The organism is Rhizobium sp. SL42 (assembly GCF_021729845.1).
GTDB lineage: Bacteria > Pseudomonadota > Alphaproteobacteria > Rhizobiales > Rhizobiaceae > Allorhizobium.
This window is the reverse complement of record NZ_CP063397.1, coordinates 3,311,315-3,328,580: the sequence shown is the minus strand read 5'-3', so window position 1 is coordinate 3,328,580 and position 17,266 is coordinate 3,311,315. Positions and strand designations below refer to the sequence as shown.

16 protein-coding genes are annotated in these 17,266 nt (G+C 59.9%); 7 read left to right on the top strand and 9 right to left on the bottom strand.

The window, feature by feature from the left end; all coding sequences use genetic code 11:
- Window positions 1–13: 13 nt before the first annotated feature.
- Window positions 14–1,117 (bottom strand): redox-regulated ATPase YchF, encoded by a 1,104-nt coding sequence (gene ychF, locus IM739_RS15710; protein ID WP_237368632.1) that lies wholly within the window; start codon window positions 1,115–1,117, stop codon window positions 14–16.
- A gap of 203 nt (window positions 1,118–1,320) precedes the next feature.
- Between ychF and clpS the strand changes: the two genes are divergently transcribed.
- From clpS to IM739_RS15695, 3 genes are all read left to right on the top strand, one after another.
- Window positions 1,321–1,632 carry an ATP-dependent Clp protease adapter ClpS gene (clpS, locus tag IM739_RS15705; protein WP_037075493.1) on the top strand — a complete coding sequence of 104 codons (312 nt, stop codon included), beginning with the start codon at window positions 1,321–1,323 and terminating at the stop codon, window positions 1,630–1,632.
- A gap of 260 nt (window positions 1,633–1,892) precedes the next feature.
- The gene (gene aqpZ / locus IM739_RS15700) at window positions 1,893–2,582 is read left to right on the top strand and encodes an aquaporin Z (RefSeq protein WP_237368631.1); all 690 of its coding nucleotides are present in this window, start codon (window positions 1,893–1,895) and stop codon (window positions 2,580–2,582) included.
- Between the two features lie 74 nt (window positions 2,583–2,656).
- Window positions 2,657–3,040: a hypothetical protein gene (locus IM739_RS15695; protein ID WP_237368630.1), complete on the top strand. Its 384-nt coding sequence runs from the start codon at window positions 2,657–2,659 to the stop codon at window positions 3,038–3,040.
- A gap of 36 nt (window positions 3,041–3,076) precedes the next feature.
- On the opposite strand, the gene IM739_RS15690 is transcribed toward IM739_RS15695, so the two are convergent.
- From IM739_RS15690 to IM739_RS15665, 6 genes are all read right to left on the bottom strand, one after another.
- Window positions 3,077–3,526, bottom strand: coding sequence for a GNAT family N-acetyltransferase (locus IM739_RS15690; RefSeq protein WP_237368629.1), 450 nt, complete (start codon window positions 3,524–3,526; stop codon window positions 3,077–3,079).
- Between the two features lie 146 nt (window positions 3,527–3,672).
- Window positions 3,673–4,584 carry an oxygenase MpaB family protein gene (locus IM739_RS15685; RefSeq protein ID WP_237368628.1) on the bottom strand — a complete coding sequence of 304 codons (912 nt, stop codon included), beginning with the start codon at window positions 4,582–4,584 and terminating at the stop codon, window positions 3,673–3,675.
- Window positions 4,585–4,686: 102 nt separating this feature from the next.
- Window positions 4,687–5,439: an aminoacyl-tRNA hydrolase gene (gene pth / locus IM739_RS15680; RefSeq protein ID WP_237368627.1), complete on the bottom strand. Its 753-nt coding sequence runs from the start codon at window positions 5,437–5,439 to the stop codon at window positions 4,687–4,689.
- An 82-nt stretch (window positions 5,440–5,521) separates the two neighbouring features.
- Complete coding sequence (locus IM739_RS15675; protein ID WP_237368626.1) at window positions 5,522–6,262, bottom strand: substrate-binding periplasmic protein; 741 nt, start codon at window positions 6,260–6,262, stop codon at window positions 5,522–5,524.
- A 27-nt stretch (window positions 6,263–6,289) separates the two neighbouring features.
- A complete protein-coding gene (locus IM739_RS15670) occupies window positions 6,290–8,665 on the bottom strand; it encodes an EAL domain-containing protein (RefSeq protein WP_237368625.1) in 2,376 nt (791 codons plus the stop codon).
- Between the two features lie 219 nt (window positions 8,666–8,884).
- Window positions 8,885–9,478: a 50S ribosomal protein L25/general stress protein Ctc gene (locus IM739_RS15665; RefSeq protein ID WP_237368624.1), complete on the bottom strand. Its 594-nt coding sequence runs from the start codon at window positions 9,476–9,478 to the stop codon at window positions 8,885–8,887.
- Window positions 9,479–9,797: 319 nt separating this feature from the next.
- On the opposite strand from IM739_RS15665, the gene IM739_RS15660 reads away from it, so the two are divergent.
- From IM739_RS15660 to IM739_RS15645, 4 genes are all read left to right on the top strand, one after another.
- Complete coding sequence (locus IM739_RS15660) at window positions 9,798–11,882, top strand: putative bifunctional diguanylate cyclase/phosphodiesterase (protein WP_237368623.1); 2,085 nt, start codon at window positions 9,798–9,800, stop codon at window positions 11,880–11,882.
- A gap of 146 nt (window positions 11,883–12,028) precedes the next feature.
- The gene (locus IM739_RS15655; protein ID WP_237368622.1) at window positions 12,029–12,985 is read left to right on the top strand and encodes a helix-turn-helix domain-containing protein; all 957 of its coding nucleotides are present in this window, start codon (window positions 12,029–12,031) and stop codon (window positions 12,983–12,985) included.
- Window positions 12,986–13,120: 135 nt separating this feature from the next.
- Window positions 13,121–14,635 (top strand): aldehyde dehydrogenase, encoded by a 1,515-nt coding sequence (adh, locus tag IM739_RS15650; protein WP_237368621.1) that lies wholly within the window; start codon window positions 13,121–13,123, stop codon window positions 14,633–14,635.
- Window positions 14,636–14,832: 197 nt separating this feature from the next.
- Window positions 14,833–15,213 carry a DUF779 domain-containing protein gene (locus IM739_RS15645; RefSeq protein ID WP_237368620.1) on the top strand — a complete coding sequence of 127 codons (381 nt, stop codon included), beginning with the start codon at window positions 14,833–14,835 and terminating at the stop codon, window positions 15,211–15,213.
- A 29-nt stretch (window positions 15,214–15,242) separates the two neighbouring features.
- Here the strand turns inward: IM739_RS15645 and IM739_RS15640 are convergent, their stop codons facing one another.
- A complete protein-coding gene (locus tag IM739_RS15640; RefSeq protein ID WP_237368619.1) occupies window positions 15,243–16,097 on the bottom strand; it encodes a hypothetical protein in 855 nt (284 codons plus the stop codon).
- Between the two features lie 187 nt (window positions 16,098–16,284).
- Complete coding sequence (locus IM739_RS15635) at window positions 16,285–17,217, bottom strand: ribose-phosphate pyrophosphokinase (RefSeq protein WP_007608394.1); 933 nt, start codon at window positions 17,215–17,217, stop codon at window positions 16,285–16,287.
- Between the last annotated feature and the right edge of the window lie 49 nt (window positions 17,218–17,266).

Here is a 17,266-nt window from a genome sequence, read left to right as displayed (position 1 = left end):
AGAATTAACTCGATCAGGTGTTGAAGCGGAAGTGGATGACGTCGCCATCGTGGACGACATATTCCTTGCCTTCGTCACGCCCCTTGCCGGCTTCCTTGGCGCCGACTTCACCCTTGAAGGCGATGTAGTCATCGAAGGAGATGGTGAAGGCGCGGATGAAGCCGCGTTCGAAGTCGGTATGGATGACGCCGGCGGCCTGGGGGGCCTTGGTGCCGCGCACGATGGTCCAGGCGCGGGTTTCCTTGGGGCCGACTGTGAAATAGGTGATCAGGTCGAGCAGGTGGTAGCCGGCGCGGATCAGCCGGTCGAGGCCTGCTTCTTCCAGACCAAGCGCGGAGAGGAATTCTTTCGATTCCTCGTCCGGCAACTGTGCGACTTCCGCTTCGATCGCAGCCGAGATGATCACGCATTCCGCGCCCTGAGCCTTGGCCATTTCGGCGACGGCCTTTGTGTGCACATTGCCGTCCACGGCATCGCTTTCGGCGACGTTGCAGACATAAAGAACCGGATGCGAGGTCAGAAGGTTGAGGCCCTTCAGCACTTCAATCTCGTCGGCAGCCAGGGTCTTCAACAGGATGCGAGCAGGCTTGCCGTCGTTCAGAAGCTTGATGACGGCTTCCATGACCGGCAACTGGGCGAGCGATTCCTTGTCCTTGGACGCCGCGCGCTTGCGGGTCTGTTCGACGCGGCGCTCCAGGCTTTCCAGGTCGGCGAGCATCAGTTCGGTCTCGATGGTCTCCGCGTCGCCAACCGGATTGATCTTGCCCTCGACATGGGTGATGTCGTCATCTTCGAAACATCGCAGCACATGCACGACGGCATCGACTTCGCGGATGTTGGCGAGGAATTTGTTGCCGAGGCCTTCACCCTTCGATGCGCCGCGCACAAGGCCGGCAATGTCGACGAAGGAGATGCGGGTCGGGATGATTTCCTTGGAGCCCGCGATGGCCGCCAGCTTCTGCATGCGCGGATCCGGCACGGCCACTTCGCCGGTGTTCGGCTCAATGGTGCAGAACGGATAGTTGGCAGCCTGGGCTGCGGCCGTCCTTGTCAGCGCGTTGAAGAGAGTGGACTTGCCGACATTCGGCAGTCCGACGATACCGCATTTGAAGCCCATGGATTCATTCCGTCACGTAGTGGGATTTGTTGCCTTGCCTATGGGGGAAGGGGCGCGCCGGGTCAAGGGTTTCGGCTGATATTGCGCCGCGCGCAAAGCTGAGGCAGGATAAGTTGCAGCCGTGGGGGATGAGGAACGTCTGTTGTTGAATGGCCGGACAGGGGCCATTCCTGACCAATGTGATCGACGACGGAAAGAGCCTGATGCCGAATAAAGACGTCTCCCTGAAGCCGAAGCTGCAATCCAAGCCGAAGCTGGAGCGGCCCAAGCTCTACAAGGTCATCCTGCTCAACGATGATTACACGCCGCGCGAATTCGTCACCGTCGTGCTGAAAGCTGTGTTTCGCATGAGCGAGGAGGCCGGCAACCGGGTGATGATGACGGCGCACAAGTTCGGTTCGGCGGTTGTCGTCGTCTGTACCCGCGATATTGCCGAAACGAAGGCCAAGGAGGCGACCGATCTCGCCAAGGAGGCGGGATTTCCGCTGATGTTCACCACGGAACCGGAAGAGTAGGAACTGCCCTCGGTCCCGAGCCGGCTTGATCATGTGTCTGCGGAACGACAGGGCAGTTTGCAGCCGTTGGACAACGGTTCGGATCGAGAAGCGGCTTTCGCGCGTGCTCGATCCATGACCCCGGATCTGTTACCCCGGCAATTGCAGGTAGTGTAATTTTTGCTAATGTAGCGCGTCTGGAATTCAGGCGCGTGCAGGCAACGACGGTGACGTTGCAGCCTTTTGCCCAGACAGCTTGGTTCATGCATGGAGGGGGGCTCATGCGTTCGAAACTGCTTGCCGAATTTCTGGGTACGTTCTGGCTGGTGTTCGGCGGTTGCGGCAGTGCCGTACTGGCGGCCGCATTTCCTGATGTCGGAATTGGCCTTCTGGGCGTGTCGCTGGCCTTTGGTCTCACGGTCCTGACCATGGCCTATGCGGTCGGCGGGATTTCCGGCGGGCATTTCAATCCGGCAGTCTCCGTCGGGCTTGCTGTTGCCGGGCGGTTCCGCAGGGGCGACCTTGGGCCATATGTGGCAGCGCAGGTGCTCGGCGCCGCAGCTGCGGCTCTGGTGCTCTATATCGTCGTCACCGGCAAGGCGGGGGTTGAAATCGGCGGCTTTGCCGCAAATGGTTACGGCGAGCATTCGCCGGGCGGGTATTCTCTCGTGTCGGCGCTGGTGATCGAGATTGTGCTGACGGCTTTCTTCCTGGTGATCATCCTCGGCTCCACCAGTGCCAAGGCGCCCGCCGGATTTGCGCCGATCGCCATCGGGCTCGGGCTGACGCTGATCCACCTTATCTCCATCCCGGTGACCAATACCTCGGTCAATCCGGCGCGTTCGACCAGCCAGGCGCTGTTTGTCGGCGGCTGGGCGCTGCAGCAGCTCTGGCTGTTCTGGGTGGCGCCCATTGCCGGCGCAGTGATCGGGGCCTTGCTCTGGAAAGCAATGTCGGACGAGCGGGGTTGAGTTCTCTCCCGTAACAAGGCTCGTTGACTAAATTTTAGTGCAGCTGCGGCAGGGTGAAACCGGGGGAGCGCTCCATGCCGCAAGATGCCGCCACATGGCACTATGTCGTCGCAGCCTTTCTGTTGCTCATTCTCGGGGTTGCGGCGCATGTAGCGCGCGCCGTGTTCAACCTCTATCCCGACAGGCTGTCCGATCGCCCGATGATGGACCTGATGATCAGTGACGGTTTCGATTGGAATGACTGGCTGTTTGGCACCGAATACGACGAAAACGGCTACTATCGGCTGGACAGCCTGAAAAATCTTCGGCTGTCCTGCAGCTATAGCATGTTCGGTGGTCTCGCCGGCATGTTGCTGGTGCCGGGCGCATCGGCTTCCGTTGCCCAAGTCATCGATGACGGTCTGTTGAGCCTGTATGAACTCTGGCTATACCGCTGGGAAAACCTGCGACTGCTGTAGTCGGGTGCCGTGGGCATTATCTTCGAATGCGAATGGTCAGTGGCGGATCTGAAAGCCGGTCTTGCTTTGGACGAAGCCACAAGTTTCATAGAAGCGATGGACGGCCGGATCGCTCCTTCCGGTTAGAAGCATGGTCTTGTAGCAGCCGGCCTGCCGAGCCGCCTCGATGGCATGATGGACGACGGCGCGGCCATATCCCTTGCCGCGATGACTGCGCGCAGAGACGACATTCTCAATGATCGCGTAAGGGCGGCCGCCGCGGGTCAGGTTGGGCGTGATGAGGAGAGAAGCCGTCGCGACGGGCAGGGCGCCGTCGAGGGCGAGGAAAACCTGCAGGCCGGGATGGGAGAGGATCGCGCCGTAGACTTCTCCGGCATGCTGCGCATCCAGCGGTTCGTCGTCGCCGTTGAGCGTCCGGTAGAGTGCCAGCAGATCGGAAAGGTCTGTTAGCTCGGCTGGCCTGACGGTGATGGATGGATTGGACACGCGGCTCGTTTCCCACAGAATGCCAGCTTCGACATCTCTGCCCATCGATACGGTTTCAGGCAGATTCGTCAACTCCGCGGCATGCAGGGATGATTCATGCTTGGCCCAACTGGGCGCTCCTGCGGGAAAGCCGCAGCCCGTACGTTTCAGCGAAACAGATAGTCCTCCGGCAGGCCCAGCCGTCGGCAGGCCTGGATGGGCGGAGAGGATGGCAGTATCAGGCGATCGGCACCTCTGGCCGCGGCCCCGACCATCGACCGCTCCAATGTGGAAAGCTGCCACTGTGCTGCCGTGAGGTCGAGGCGGGCACGCACCCAGGCCGGCAGTAGGGCAATGCCAGCCTTCACCAGCGCGCGTTGCAACGGTCGCGCCATGGTCGGCAGGGCCTCGACATTCTCCATGATCGACAGGAACTCGACGATAACCGGTGACGGGACAAGGCGCGGGCGCATGACCTCGAAGAACAGGTCAAGTTCAGCCTGATTGCGCGGGGCCTCCGTCGCGCCATAAAGACCGGCGGCGACCGTGGCCTCGGCCAGCAGACGGTCGCGCTCCTCGGATGAAAGTGGCCGGACATAGGTATGATAGGCCTGCATGAAGCCGAAGGTCGCCGTCGCCTGAACCCAATTCAGAAGCAGCGGGTCATTGGCCTGATACGCTTGTCCCTCGGATGTGGTGCCGTGCACGACGTCATGGCGCCGTACAATGCCGCGGATCATCGCCTCGGTGGTGCTGCGGGCGCCGTAGACGGTCACCATCGCGGCGAGCCCGGTGCGCTGCAGGCGCTTGAGAGGTTCCGTACGGAAACTGCTGTGCTGCCATACGCCGTCGCGCACACGCGGCTCGGCAAGTTCCAGCAGGACGGCGGTCACCCCGCCGATGAACAGGCTGACGGGGTTCTTGAAAACCAGCCAGGACACGGAATCGGCCCACACCAGCGCCGGCTCGCCCGGCGGGGCGGTGAAATCGATCGCCATGTCCTGTGGCATGATAAGCTTGAGCGCATAGGCATCGAGACGGGACAGCAGGGGCGACGGTAGGTGCGGGATGACGTTCATGGCGATCTCCTGCCAGTGAACGCGTTTGTCCTGCCGTGGGTTCCGGTGCGACCACGACAAGCGCAAATGCCGGTGTCGGGCGGAAAGTGGGCTCGCGCCCCGTCAGTCGTCCTTCTTGCCGAACATGCGCTTCAGCATTTCGGCCATGGGACCGCTTTCCGGCAGCTTCTTCGGCTGGTTGAAGTTGCGGGCCTGATGGATATGCGACTGGCCGGTTTTCTGGGGTGTGGCCGCTTTTGTCGGCTTCGGCGCATTTGACGCCTGGCCAGGCTTTTCTTCGTCCGCCTTGCCGCCAGTTGCGAGGGCCAGCTTGTTCATCAATTGCGAATCTTCGCCCTTGATCAACATGTCGGCATTGTCAGCCAGCGCTTCCAGCAATGGCTCAAGCCATTCCGCATCCGACTTGGCGAAATCGCCGAGCACATGGCCATGGACGCGCGACTTGTCGCCGGGGTGGCCGATGCCGAGCCGCAGGCGACGGTAGTTCAGGCCGCAATGGGCGTCGAGCGACTTGATGCCGTTGTGGCCGCCATGGCCTCCGCCGGTCTTGATGCGGGCCTTGCCGGGCAGCAGGTCAAGCTCGTCATAGATGGCGATGATGTCTTCGGGTCCAAGCTTGTAGAAGCGCATGGCCTCGCCGACGCTTTCGCCGGAGAGGTTCATGAAGGTCTGCGGCTTGATCAGCAGCACCTTTTCGCCGGCAAGCGTGCCTTCTGCGATCAGGCCCTTGAACTTCTTCGTCCAGGGCGAAAAGGAATGGCGCCGATGGATCTCGTCCACCGCCATGAAACCGATATTGTGGCGATTGCGCTCATATTGAGAGCCCGGGTTTCCGAGCCCAGCAAGGATCATCATGGCTGCGTCCGTTCCTGCCGTACTGGTCAGTGACCGCGCCGATTGCGGCGCGGCCTTTCACCACCGCGAAACGCGCCGAATGTCAAGGCGTTGCCGCGCGTGCTTCGACATTCGAATCGATCAGGCCATAGTTTCCGAGAATCTTGGCCTGCCGGCCATCGGCTATTATCGTGTCGAGCGCACCCTGCATCCTGGCCAGCAGATCATCCGGGAAAGATGAATTGCAGGCGATCGAGAACTTCTGCTCGGTGAAAACGAACTTGACCTCCAGGGGTTCGCCGTCCTTTACCAGTTGCACGTAATGCTGTTCGTCGATCGGCATCAGATCGAGGCGGCCACTTTCCAGTTTCTTCAATGTCAGTTTGAGATCGGTGGCGAGATCGATTTTCTCAAATCCGGCATTCTCCAGCAGCGTCTGAGTGTAATCATTGCGCTGTGTCCCAACTGTGTAAGACTTGGCCTCGTCGGTATTCTTCACATCAAGGCCGGATCCTTTGCGGGCCACCATCAGATTGCGGCCGATCGCCAGCGGCTCAACCCATTTGAACAGCGTGTCGCGTTCGGGGATGTGGGCGGTGGTCAATACGCAATGCATCGGCTCCGTCTGGGCGAGTGCGATGGCGCGTGCCCAGGGCATCATCTCGACGGAGTAGGGGATCTTCAACTCCTCCATGATGACGATCAACTGGTCGTAGCCCGCGCCTTTTATGTCGTTGCCGGCGCGGAAATTGTAAGGAGGGTAGTCTTCGGTGGTAAAGTAGACAGTATCGGCGGCGGCAACCGGGGCCGCCGCAAGTGAAAGCAGTATGCCAAGAACTTTCATTGCGGTATGCCTCTCTTCGTGGTGTTTCTAACCCGCCGCACCCTCGCGCAGTCGGTTTTTCGTGATAGCGGCGTCGATCAGGGCTGCGACCGGTTGCGGTCGCGCGAAAAGATATCCCTGGCCGTAATCCACGCCGAATTCCTGGAGCAGGAGGCGCTGTTCGTCGGTTTCAACGCCCTCCGCGACGACACTGCATTCCATCTTGTGCGAGATCGCGGTGATGCCTTCGACCAGCATGCGGCTCTTGTTGCGCAGTTCGGGCTCGACTTCCGACAGCGAGCGGATGAAGGACTGGTCGATCTTGACTATATCGACCGGGAAGCGGTTGAGATAGCTCAGCGACGAGTAGCCCGTGCCGAAGTCGTCAAGCGCAATACGATAGCCGAAGCGGTTGAAGTCATCGAGAATGGTGCGGATCTGCGGGTTGTCGTGCAGCAGGGTTGCCTCGGTGATCTCGATGACGATGCGTTTGGGCGCGATGCCGTGCCTTGTCGTCAAGGACGCCAGCCGGACCGGCAGCGACGGCTCGAACTGCAGCGGCGAGAAGTTGATCGCAAGGTAGGTGCTGTCGTCATCCGTTGCTTTGCTCAGGCGCACCAGGTTTTCCAGCGCCTTTTCCAGAATCCGGCCGCCGACCTTGCCGATGGCGCCGATTTCCTCGGCGATCCGAATGATTTCGGTTGGCGGCACGATGCCGCGCTCCGGATGCACAAGCCGCATCAGTGCCTCGTAGCCGACGACCCTGCCGCTTTCGATCTGGACGATGGGCTGGAAAAATGCCTCGAACCAGTCGTTGCTCAATCCCTGCTCGATATCGTGTTCGATCTCGGCGCGCTGGCGCGTGTCGTCCTGAATGAGCGGATTGTAGAGCTGAGCGCCATTCTTGCCGTCGCGCTTCTTGCTGTACATCGCCATGTCGGACTTCTGCAGCAGTTCTGCCGCATTGGCCGCATGACGTGGATAGATGGCGATGCCGACGCTTGCGCTCAGGCGGGCGGTTGCGCCATCGATCTTGATCGGCTCGACAAAGATGTCGCAGAGTTGCCGGCTCAGTTCCATGGCAACGCTCTCGGCATCCGGGGCGCGCAACAAGATGGCAAACTCGTCTCCGCCAAGTCGGGCCGCCGTCGCGCCGATCGGCAAATGTGCCTTCATCCGTTCGACGAAATGGCACAGCACTGTATCGCCAGCCTGGTGACCGAGATTGTCGTTGATCCATTTGAACCGATCAAGATCGACAAAGATGCAGGCAAGTTCGTGTTCAGTGGCGTCGGTCAGCTTGATCTCGTCGTCGAGTGCGTTCTCGAAGCCCTGGCGGTTGCGAAGGCCCGTCAGGTGGTCGGTGATCGCCTGACGGTGGTTGCGCTCCTCGGACTGCTTGAGTGCCGTGACGTCAGTCATGACGCTGAGCGAAAGGCCCTCGTCGCCCTCCTGCGCCTCACGATTTGCCTCGGCGATCAGAACGTCCATGACCGTGCCATCGGCGCAGACGAAGCGGGTGGTGGCCTCGAGGACGCCGACAATCGCCTTGGTACGCTTGCGCTCCAGATAGTTTTCCCAGGCGTCGAGTGGCACGAGTTCGGAAAAATGCCGGCCGACGATCGTGTGGCGCTGATAGCCGGTGGCGAGCAACCAGTAGTCGCTGACGCCGGTGATGCGGTCCTGCTCGTCGAGCGAAAATAGCATGGCGGGGGTCAGGTTATAAATTTCGGTGGTGCGCTGATGGGCAAGCTTCAGTTCGCGCTCTTCCCGTTCAAGCTTGATCTGCATGGCGTTGAAGCTGCGCGCCAGGCGGCCGATTTCGTCATTTGACTGCCAGTCGACATGGTGGCGCGAACCCAGCCTGCGGGTCGCCTCGATGGCGGCCGTCAGTTTGAGCAAGGGTCGCATCACCATGATGCGGTTGCCGACGACGGCAGCGCCGACGACGCCAAGGACGGCGAGCATGAAAATGCCGATCAGGATCACCTCCGCCTGGCGGAGCGAAGAAAACATGTCGATGCGGCTATAATATATGGTGATTGTGCCGACGAGTTTCGGGCCCTCGATGGCATGGTAGAAGATTTCGCGGGTGATCGAACTCAGGCCGTTCTTCGGCCATTTCGGCAGCGCCGGCATCGAGACATTGATGCCATTGGACAGATCTCGGACGTGAACACGGCTGACGGTGGTGTTGGAGATGATCGTTGCGGTGATCTGTTCGACGCTCTCGCGGTCGAAATCCCACATCGGTTTTGCGAGAGCCTGGCCATTGGCGGCGATCAGCACTTCCAGGTTTTGCTGCAATTCGCTGGAGGCGCGCTCGGTGGTGAGCGAGAGGAACAGGGCAAAGAGCGGAACCACAAGAATGAAGATCGTGATCGCAACAATCGCCAGGAATCGGCTCTCGACTGATCGTGTCATCGGCATTTCGCTCCTTTATGCCGCTGACGATGGGACATGTTTCTCGGGCTGCTCCCTTTGTGGCGAGAATACGGCCGTCACGCTTTCATGAAACTGTTAAATCAAGCTAAATCCGCCATGCGCATTTCTGTCAGTTTTATGTAGATAAAGGCCTGAAATACAAAAAAACCCACCCTGTTTCCAAGGCGGGTTCTTTTTCTAACCGAAATTTCGGTCTGATCAGGCTTCGGCTTCTTCTTCGACGCCACCAGCCGGTGCAACCAGAGTTGCAATGGTGAAGTCGCGGTCAGCGATGACCGGGGTCACGCCTGTCGGCAGCTTCACGGCCGAAATGTGGATGCTGTCGCCGATCTTGGCGCCGGAAAGATCAACCGTGATGAATTCCGGGATGTTGTCGGCCGGGCAATGCAGTTCAACGTCGTGACGCACGATGTTGAGGACTGCGCCGATCTTGACGGCAGACTTGTCTTCGTTGACGAAATGCACCGGAACCTGAACCGAGACCTGGCTGTTGGCCGAGACGCGGAGAAAGTCGATGTGCATGGTGAAATCGCGGACCGGATCGAGCTGGTAATCCTTAGGGAGAACCTTGATCTTTTCGCCGTTGATTTCGATAACGGCGATCGTGGTCATGAAACCGCCGGCATGAATGCGCTTGGTGATCTCGTTGGTGTTGATCGAGATCGAAATCGGGGCCTGCTTGTCACCATAGATGACAGCCGGGATGGAACCGTTGCGGCGAAGTTCGCGGGAGGACCCCTTACCTACCCGTTCGCGTGCTACGGCCTTGAGCTCGTATGAAGCATGGCTCATGGCTTTAACCTTTCAAGTTGTCTGGAGAGCCCTGGTGGCTGCCTTTCAGCGGCGTTCCAGGACTGGAGGCGTTTGACGGCCTCATCCGCGTTGCCTCCAAGGGTGTCTACGCGGACGGGGGCGCTATAAACCAGTCCCCCCGGAATAGCAAGTTTCGTTGCAACAATACCGTTGGCCGGCAAGGGTTCTTGGCGATTAACTTCGGATTTATCGCGATTTCCGCCAGCGTAGCGATCTCGCTAACTATCTTTGCCAAGCATTTGGAAATTGACGACTGCTAAGTGGGTGATGCGCAAGATTTTACACACGGTCCCATTTGATGCTGAAATTCGTGAATTGCATTGTCGTCGATCATGATCCCGTCTCATTGGCTGCCGCGGTTGGAATATGCATCTGTGGTGCCTTTCTCACGATGCGGCTGTTCGGCCGTATCCGTGGTACGCGCGGCATGGCCCGGGCGAGCTGGATCTCACTGACCAGCGTGATCGGTGGTTGTTCGATATGGACCACGCATTTCGTTGCGATGATGGGTTACGAAGCCGGGGTGGTGACGGGCTACGAGCCACAGCGGACGCTGATGTCGCTCATTCTGGCCGTCAGCATCACGGGTATTGGATTTGCCATTGCCGGCATCGCCCAGCGCAGCCTGGCCATCGAGGCGGGCGGCGGCCTTGTCGGTCTCGGCATCGCGGCGATGCACTATGTCGGCATGAGCGGCTACCAGGTTCAGGGTCACCTCGAATGGGACCGGAGCTATGTGGTGATGTCGCTGATTTGCGGGGCGCTTTTCGGGGCGATCGCAACAAACCGTGCGTCGCGGCCGTTGACGCGCTTTTGTCGCCTGGGCGGCGGCGCGGCCTTGCTTCTTGCCATCGCCTCCACCCATTTTCTCGGTATGACAGCGGTAACCGTCGTGCCGAACATGCAGGCGCAATTGCCGTATGACGTGTTGCCGGAAAGCATTCTGACGGTCGTCGTCGTCGTCGTGACCCTGATGATCATGACGATTGGCGCCACCTCCTATGCGATCGACAGGCAATCGTCGAAATCGGCTGTCGAGCGTTATCGCCAGTTGTCGTTGCACGATGCGCTCACTGGCTTGCCAAACCGCGCGGCGTTTATCGAGCGTCTGACGCACATGATCGATATGCCATCGGCGCACAGCGAGCGCATCTACGTGTTTTCGTTCGATCTCGACCGCTTCAAGGAAATCAACGACGTACATGGCCATGCAGCCGGGGATCAGGTTTTGCGGGCCGTTGGCGAGCGGCTCAGTGCCCGTCTGCGCGAAGGTGAGTTTGTCGCCCGCATCGGCGGAGACGAATTCGTCGCCGTATCGTCGCGGCTCTACACCAAGGCGGATGCACAGCAGTTTGCCGAAAAGGTCATCCAGGATCTCGGTGCCCCGGTCGAATGGGTGGGCGAGACCCTGTCGATCGGAACAAGCATCGGCGTCACGATGTATCCCGAGAGTGCCGAGAGCATTGATGACCTGATGGCGCAATCCGATATCGCCATGTACCGGGCCAAGGCGATCGGATCGAACAATGTCTGCTTCTACGACCGCTCGATGGACCTTGCGGCGCGCGAGCGCAATGCGCTGGCGATGGATATGCGCAGCGGATTCCTGCGTGGCGAGTTCGAACTGTATTATCAGCGCCAGAACGACACCGCGACCGGCGACGTGATCGGTCTGGAAGTGCTGTTACGCTGGAACCATCCGGTGCGAGGCCTTGTCTCGCCAAACGAATTCATCCCGATTGCCGAGCGCAGTGGTTTCATCCTCGAACTTGGCGATTGGGTTCTGCGTCAATCCTGCCTCGCGGCAGTGAAATGGAGCAATCCGCTGAGGATCGCGGTCAATGTCGCGCCGAAGCAGCTCGCCGATATCAGGCTGCCCGAGCGGGTGCGCGAGATTCTCGAGGAAAGCGGCTTGCCGGCGGAAAGGCTGGAGCTGGAAATCACCGAATCCGGCATCATCGCCGACCAGCAACATGCGCTGCAGATCATCCGTCAACTGAAGGCGATCGGCGTGAAGATTGCGATGGACGACTACGGAACGGGCTATTCGTCGCTTTCGACGCTGCAACTGTTTCCGTTCGACAAGATCAAGATCGATCGCGGCTTCATCGATGGCGTGGCCAGCAGCCGGCAATCAGCGGCGATCGTGCGGTCGACGCTGATCCTTGCCGCCAGTCTCGACATTCCTGTTCTGGCCGAAGGCGTGGAAAGCGAGGCACATGTCCGGTTCCTTCAGGCCGAGGGCTGCGAGCAGGTGCAAGGCTATTTCTACGGTCGGCCGGTGCCGCTGTCTGCGCTGAGCGATGTGGTCAATCTTGTGCGGGAAATTGAAGCGGACGCCGGATCGTCCGCCGTTCCGGGCAAGCCCGGACGTGCTGCCTGACAGCTGCCTGGCCATTGCATCTGTAGATCTGTCGCATATCTGCGCCATTTATCCGGGCGCTTCTGCGCTGTTGCTTGTATTTCTTTCGTCTCATTGAAACATGCGGAATGCAGAGGCATAACTGCATCATGCTTTGGGAGGAGCCGATGCGACAGGATACCAGCCATTCGACGCTCGTCTATTCGACAGCGCAAAAGGCCTCGGCGGCCGTGACGTCGCCGGTCGCAGCGTCGTGGAGCCGCTGTCTCAATCTTTATCACCTTGCGCCGGAGGAGGCGCGCAAACCCGTGCAGGTGGACGATATCGTCTTCCGCGAGGCACATCAGCGCATGGAGCGGCTGATCGGCAGTTCTTCCGATGAGGTGGATCGGCTCTATCAAATGATCGGACGCTCCGGCTGTTGCATTATCCTGGCCGATGCCGACGGGATCGTTGTCGATCGGCGAGGCGCGCCGGGCGATGACAGGGAATTCCGCCAGCTCGGGCTCTGGCAACAGAATGTCTGGAGCGAGGCGAGCGTCGGGACCAACGGCATCGGAACGGCGCTGGTGGACGAACGCTCGGTGGTCATCCACCGCGACCAGCATTTCATGAGCGCCAATATCGGACTTTCCTGCGCGACTGCTCCGATCCGCGACCATCTTGGCCGGGTCATGGCAGCGCTCGATGTCTCGACCTGCCGCAACGACGTGAACGACATGACACTGGCCGTGCTGTCGCAAGCGGTGAAGGATGCCGCTGCCCGGGTCGAAACCAATCTTTTCCGTCAGGCTTTTCCCGGCGCACGCATCGTGGTCGTGCCGCAGGCCAACTCAATTGCGGCGCTGCTTGCTGTTGATAGCGACGACCTTATTCTCGGCGCTACCAAGGCGGCGCGGGTGGCGTTGAAGCTTGATGATCAGCTGATTTCGCAAGGCATGCCGGCAGCCGACGTGCTTCGCGAGGCGCGCGGTGACGGTGGTAGCGATCTCGATGATGCCGAGCGGGCAGCGCTGCGCCGCGTGCTGTCGCGCACCCAGGGAAATGTCTCCCAGGCGGCCCAGATCCTCGGCATCAGTCGCGCGACACTGCATCGGAAACTGAAGCGCTTCCAGCCGCAATAGAGGCTGGCAGCAGTGTCGCATTCCTGAAACAGAGTGCGGTGCGACACGGTCCAGGTGGGCTTCACGCCAACGCCAATCGCGTCAATCATCTTCCTACCGGCCCGAGGAGGGGCCCGTTCACAGGGAGGATAAGACATGAATATTCAAGTTCAAAAGATTGCCGCTTCGCCGTTCAAGCTGAAATACGGCAACTTTATCGGCGGCGAATTCCGCGAGCCGGTCAACGGCCGCTACTTCGAAAACACCACGCCGGTCACTGGGGCTAAGCTGTGTGACGTGGCGCGTTCCGACGAGCAGGACATCAACCTGGCGCTCGACGCCGCCCATGCGGCAAAGGACAAGTGGGGTCGTACTTCGTCGACGGAGCGTTCCAATATCCTGATGAAGATTGCGCAGCGGATGGAGGACAATCTCGAGCTTCTGGCCAAGGCCGAGACCTGGGACAATGGCAAGCCGCTGCGCGAGACCATGGCCGCCGACATTCCGCTCGCCATCGACCATTTCCGCTATTTCGCCTCCTGCATCCGGGCCCAGGAAGGTACGATCGGCGAGGTCGACCACGACACGATCGCCTATCATTTCCATGAGCCGCTCGGTGTCGTCGGCCAGATCATCCCGTGGAACTTCCCGATCCTGATGGCGGCCTGGAAGATGGCGCCGGCACTTGCTGCCGGCAATTGCGTTGTGCTGAAGCCTGCCGAACAGACGCCGGCCTCGATCCTCGTCTGGATCGAGCTGGTTGGCGATCTCCTGCCGCCGGGCGTGCTCAACATCGTCAATGGTTTCGGCCTTGAGGCCGGCAAGCCGCTGGCGACCAGCCCGCGCATCGCCAAGATCGCCTTTACCGGCGAAACCTCGACCGGCCGGCTGATCATGCAATATGCCAGCCAGAACCTGATCCCGGTGACGCTGGAGCTCGGCGGCAAGTCGCCGAACATCTTCTTCGAGGACGTGATGCGCGAGGATGACGACTATCTCGACAAGGCGCTCGAAGGTTTTGCGATGTTCGCGCTCAATCAGGGTGAGGTCTGCACATGCCCGAGCCGCGCGCTGGTGCATGAGAAGATCTATGACCGCTTCATGGAAAAGGCCCTGAAGCGTGTGGCTGCCATCCGCCAGGGTGACCCGCTCGACATGTCGACGATGATCGGCGCACAGGCCTCGTCCGAGCAACTGGAAAAGATCCTCTCCTATATGGATATCGGCCGGCAGGAAGGTGCCGAAGTGCTGATCGGTGGCGAGCGCAATGCTCTCTCCGGCGATCTGGCGGGCGGCTATTATGTCAAGCCGACGGTGTTCAAGGGCCATAACAAGATGCGGATCTTCCAGGAGGAGATCTTCGGTCCTGTGGTGTCAGTCACGACCTTCAAGAACGAAGCCGAAGCGCTCGAAATCGCCAATGACACGCTGTATGGCCTTGGTGCCGGCGTCTGGAGCCGCGATGCAAACACCTGCTACAACTTCGGCCGCAATATCCAGGCCGGTCGCGTCTGGACCAATTGCTACCATGCTTATCCGGCCCATGCGGCCTTCGGTGGCTACAAGCAGTCCGGCATTGGCCGCGAGACCCACAAGATGATGCTCGACCACTACCAGCAGACCAAGAACATGCTGGTGAGCTATAGCCCGAAGGCGCTCGGCTTCTTCTAAACCCGCCGATCTTCGTGTCTGGAGGGGCTGCAAATGCTCATGTTTTGCGCTTCCGGTGCTCACGTACATCAAGTACGTTCTGCTCCGGTTCTCGAACACGACCGTTTTCGCCTCCTCCAGCCACGAACCTCGACAGGTTTATGAGTGACCTTCCTTCTCCCCGCAGGCGGGGAGAAGGGACTGTGACGGAGCGACCCATGGAAATGACCCTTGATGCTGGCGAACCACGCGTGGTGGCGACCGAGGCGGCACTCGCGTTTCTCGCCGAGATACAGAGAGATCACCCAAGCATTCTCTTTCACCAGTCCGGTGGATGTTGCGATGGGTCGTCGCCGATGTGTTATCCGGCTGATGAATACCGGGTTGGCGAGACCGATGTGAAGCTGGGTGAGATCGGCGGGGTGCCGTTCTATATCAGCGGCAGCCAGTACGATGTCTGGAAGCACACGCAACTGATCATCGACGTCGTGCCGGGGCGAGGGGGCATGTTTTCCCTCGACAATGGTCGGGAGCGCCGGTTCCTGACTCGGTCACGGTTGTTTTCCGGTGGCGAGGCGTGTCCGCTGCCGTCGCGCTGAGCGAGTCTGCAAGGAGCGAGTGCGCCCGGTCAGCGAATGCCGAAGGTTTCGCAAGCGGCGTCGATAATCGCAAGCTTGGCCGATTGGGATTCGGCGTATTCCCGGCGGAATTCCTTTGAAACCCACATGACCGAGCGTCCGCGGGTGCCTTCCCAGCCGATACTGCCGATCGCTTCGGCTTCGCGGAGCTTGCGCGTAAGGTGGGTGCGCGACAGGCGGAATGTTTCGGCCATCTGGGGCACGGACCTGACCTGTGTCGCGACACGCTCGACCGATGCGTCCGCCGGCTCGATTCCGGCCAGCAGCCAGTCCATCACGATGCCGCCATTGTTCAGCCAGGTGAACAGGGTGAATGTCTTGGGTGGCGTGCGGATTTCCGGCGAGACAAAGAAATTCGCGGTCAGTTCCGGATGCAGACGGTGAATGAGGGTCGGGTCGGCTTGGTAGGCCGCACGGCGGTTACCGCCATCGAGGCGGTCGAGCGTGGCCAGATGGATCCACATCCATTGGCCGACGGCAGCAACCGTCTGCGGTGCCGGCCGGACCGGGCGATTGCGCTTGTCGGCCGTCGCGATCTGTTCCGCGATACCGTAGACCAGCATTTCCTTGACGAAGGCATCGGCGGTGTTGACGCTCGAAATACCGTGTCTCTTTACCTGCTCGAAGAAACGCGCCATGACGATTGCCGGTTCCGGGGCACCGCGTGCCGCTTCGCTGAAATAGATCGACATGGCGAGATGCGCCAGAAGCCAGCGTTGTTGCGTGCCAAACACCGCTGCAAGCTTGGGTGCCACGGCGTTGATTTCGAGCAGGGCTTTGGACTGATCGCGAATTGCCTCGTGCAGATCGGCATTCTGGAGCAGCAATTCGACTGTCAGAGACATTGGATGGATGGCCGGATGAGAGTAATTCGAGAGCATGTGCAGGCGCAGCAACCATAAACATGATAGCCGACCTGTTTTAAGGGAATTGCGTCAAGGAATGACGTTTTTGCAATATAACTAGATAAATAAGCTAAATATTCCAGTGCAATGCGTCCAAATGCGACGCATTGCACTGCATTGCCGAATATCAGTCGAAGAGGCTGGAAACAGACTCTTCCGCGCTGGTGCGGTTGATGGCTTCGCCGAGCAGGCTGGCGGTCGAGAGCACACGAATATTGTGTGCCGACTGGACTGCCGTGGTGGGCTGGATGGAATCGGTGATTACCAGTTCGCGCAGTTTCGAAGACGCGACACGGGTTACCGCGCCGCCGGAAAGTACGCCGTGGGTGATGTAGGCGGTGACGCTGGTAGCCCCGTGCTTCAGCAAGGCTTCCGCTGCATTGCAGAGCGTGCCGCCGCTGTCGACGATGTCGTCGATCAGGATGCAGTCCTTGCCTGCCACATCGCCGATGACGTTCATGACTTCGGATTCACCTGGACGATCACGGCGCTTGTCGACGATCGCCAGCAGACAGTCGAGGCGCTTGGCCAGCGAGCGAGCGCGAACCACGCCGCCGACGTCGGGCGATACGACCATGACATTGTTCTGGTCGTAGTGTTCCTTGATGTCGCGCGCCAGGAGCGGCACGGCATACAGGTTGTCCGTCGGTATATCGAAGAAGCCTTGGATCTGACCGGCATGCAGATCGAGCGTCAGAACGCGGTCTGCACCTGCTTCGGTGATCAGATTCGCCACGAGTTTGGCCGAAATCGGCGTGCGCGGTCCCGGTTTGCGATCCTGGCGGGCATAGCCGAAATACGGCAGAACCGCGGTGATGCGCCGCGCAGACGAACGCCGCATGGCGTCGATCATGATCAGCAATTCCATCAGATGGTCGTTCGTCGGAAACGACGTCGATTGCACGACGAATACGTCCTCGCCACGCACATTTTCCTGGATTTCGACGAAGATTTCCTGGTCTGCGAAACGGCGGACGCTGGCCTTGCCGAGTGGAACATTGATATAGGAGCAGATCGCTTCGGCCAGCTGCCGGTTCGAATTACCTGCGAAAACCTTCATCTTGGCCCGCCTGTTACATGCCTTGAGATGCGCGCTTTTTACCGTCCTT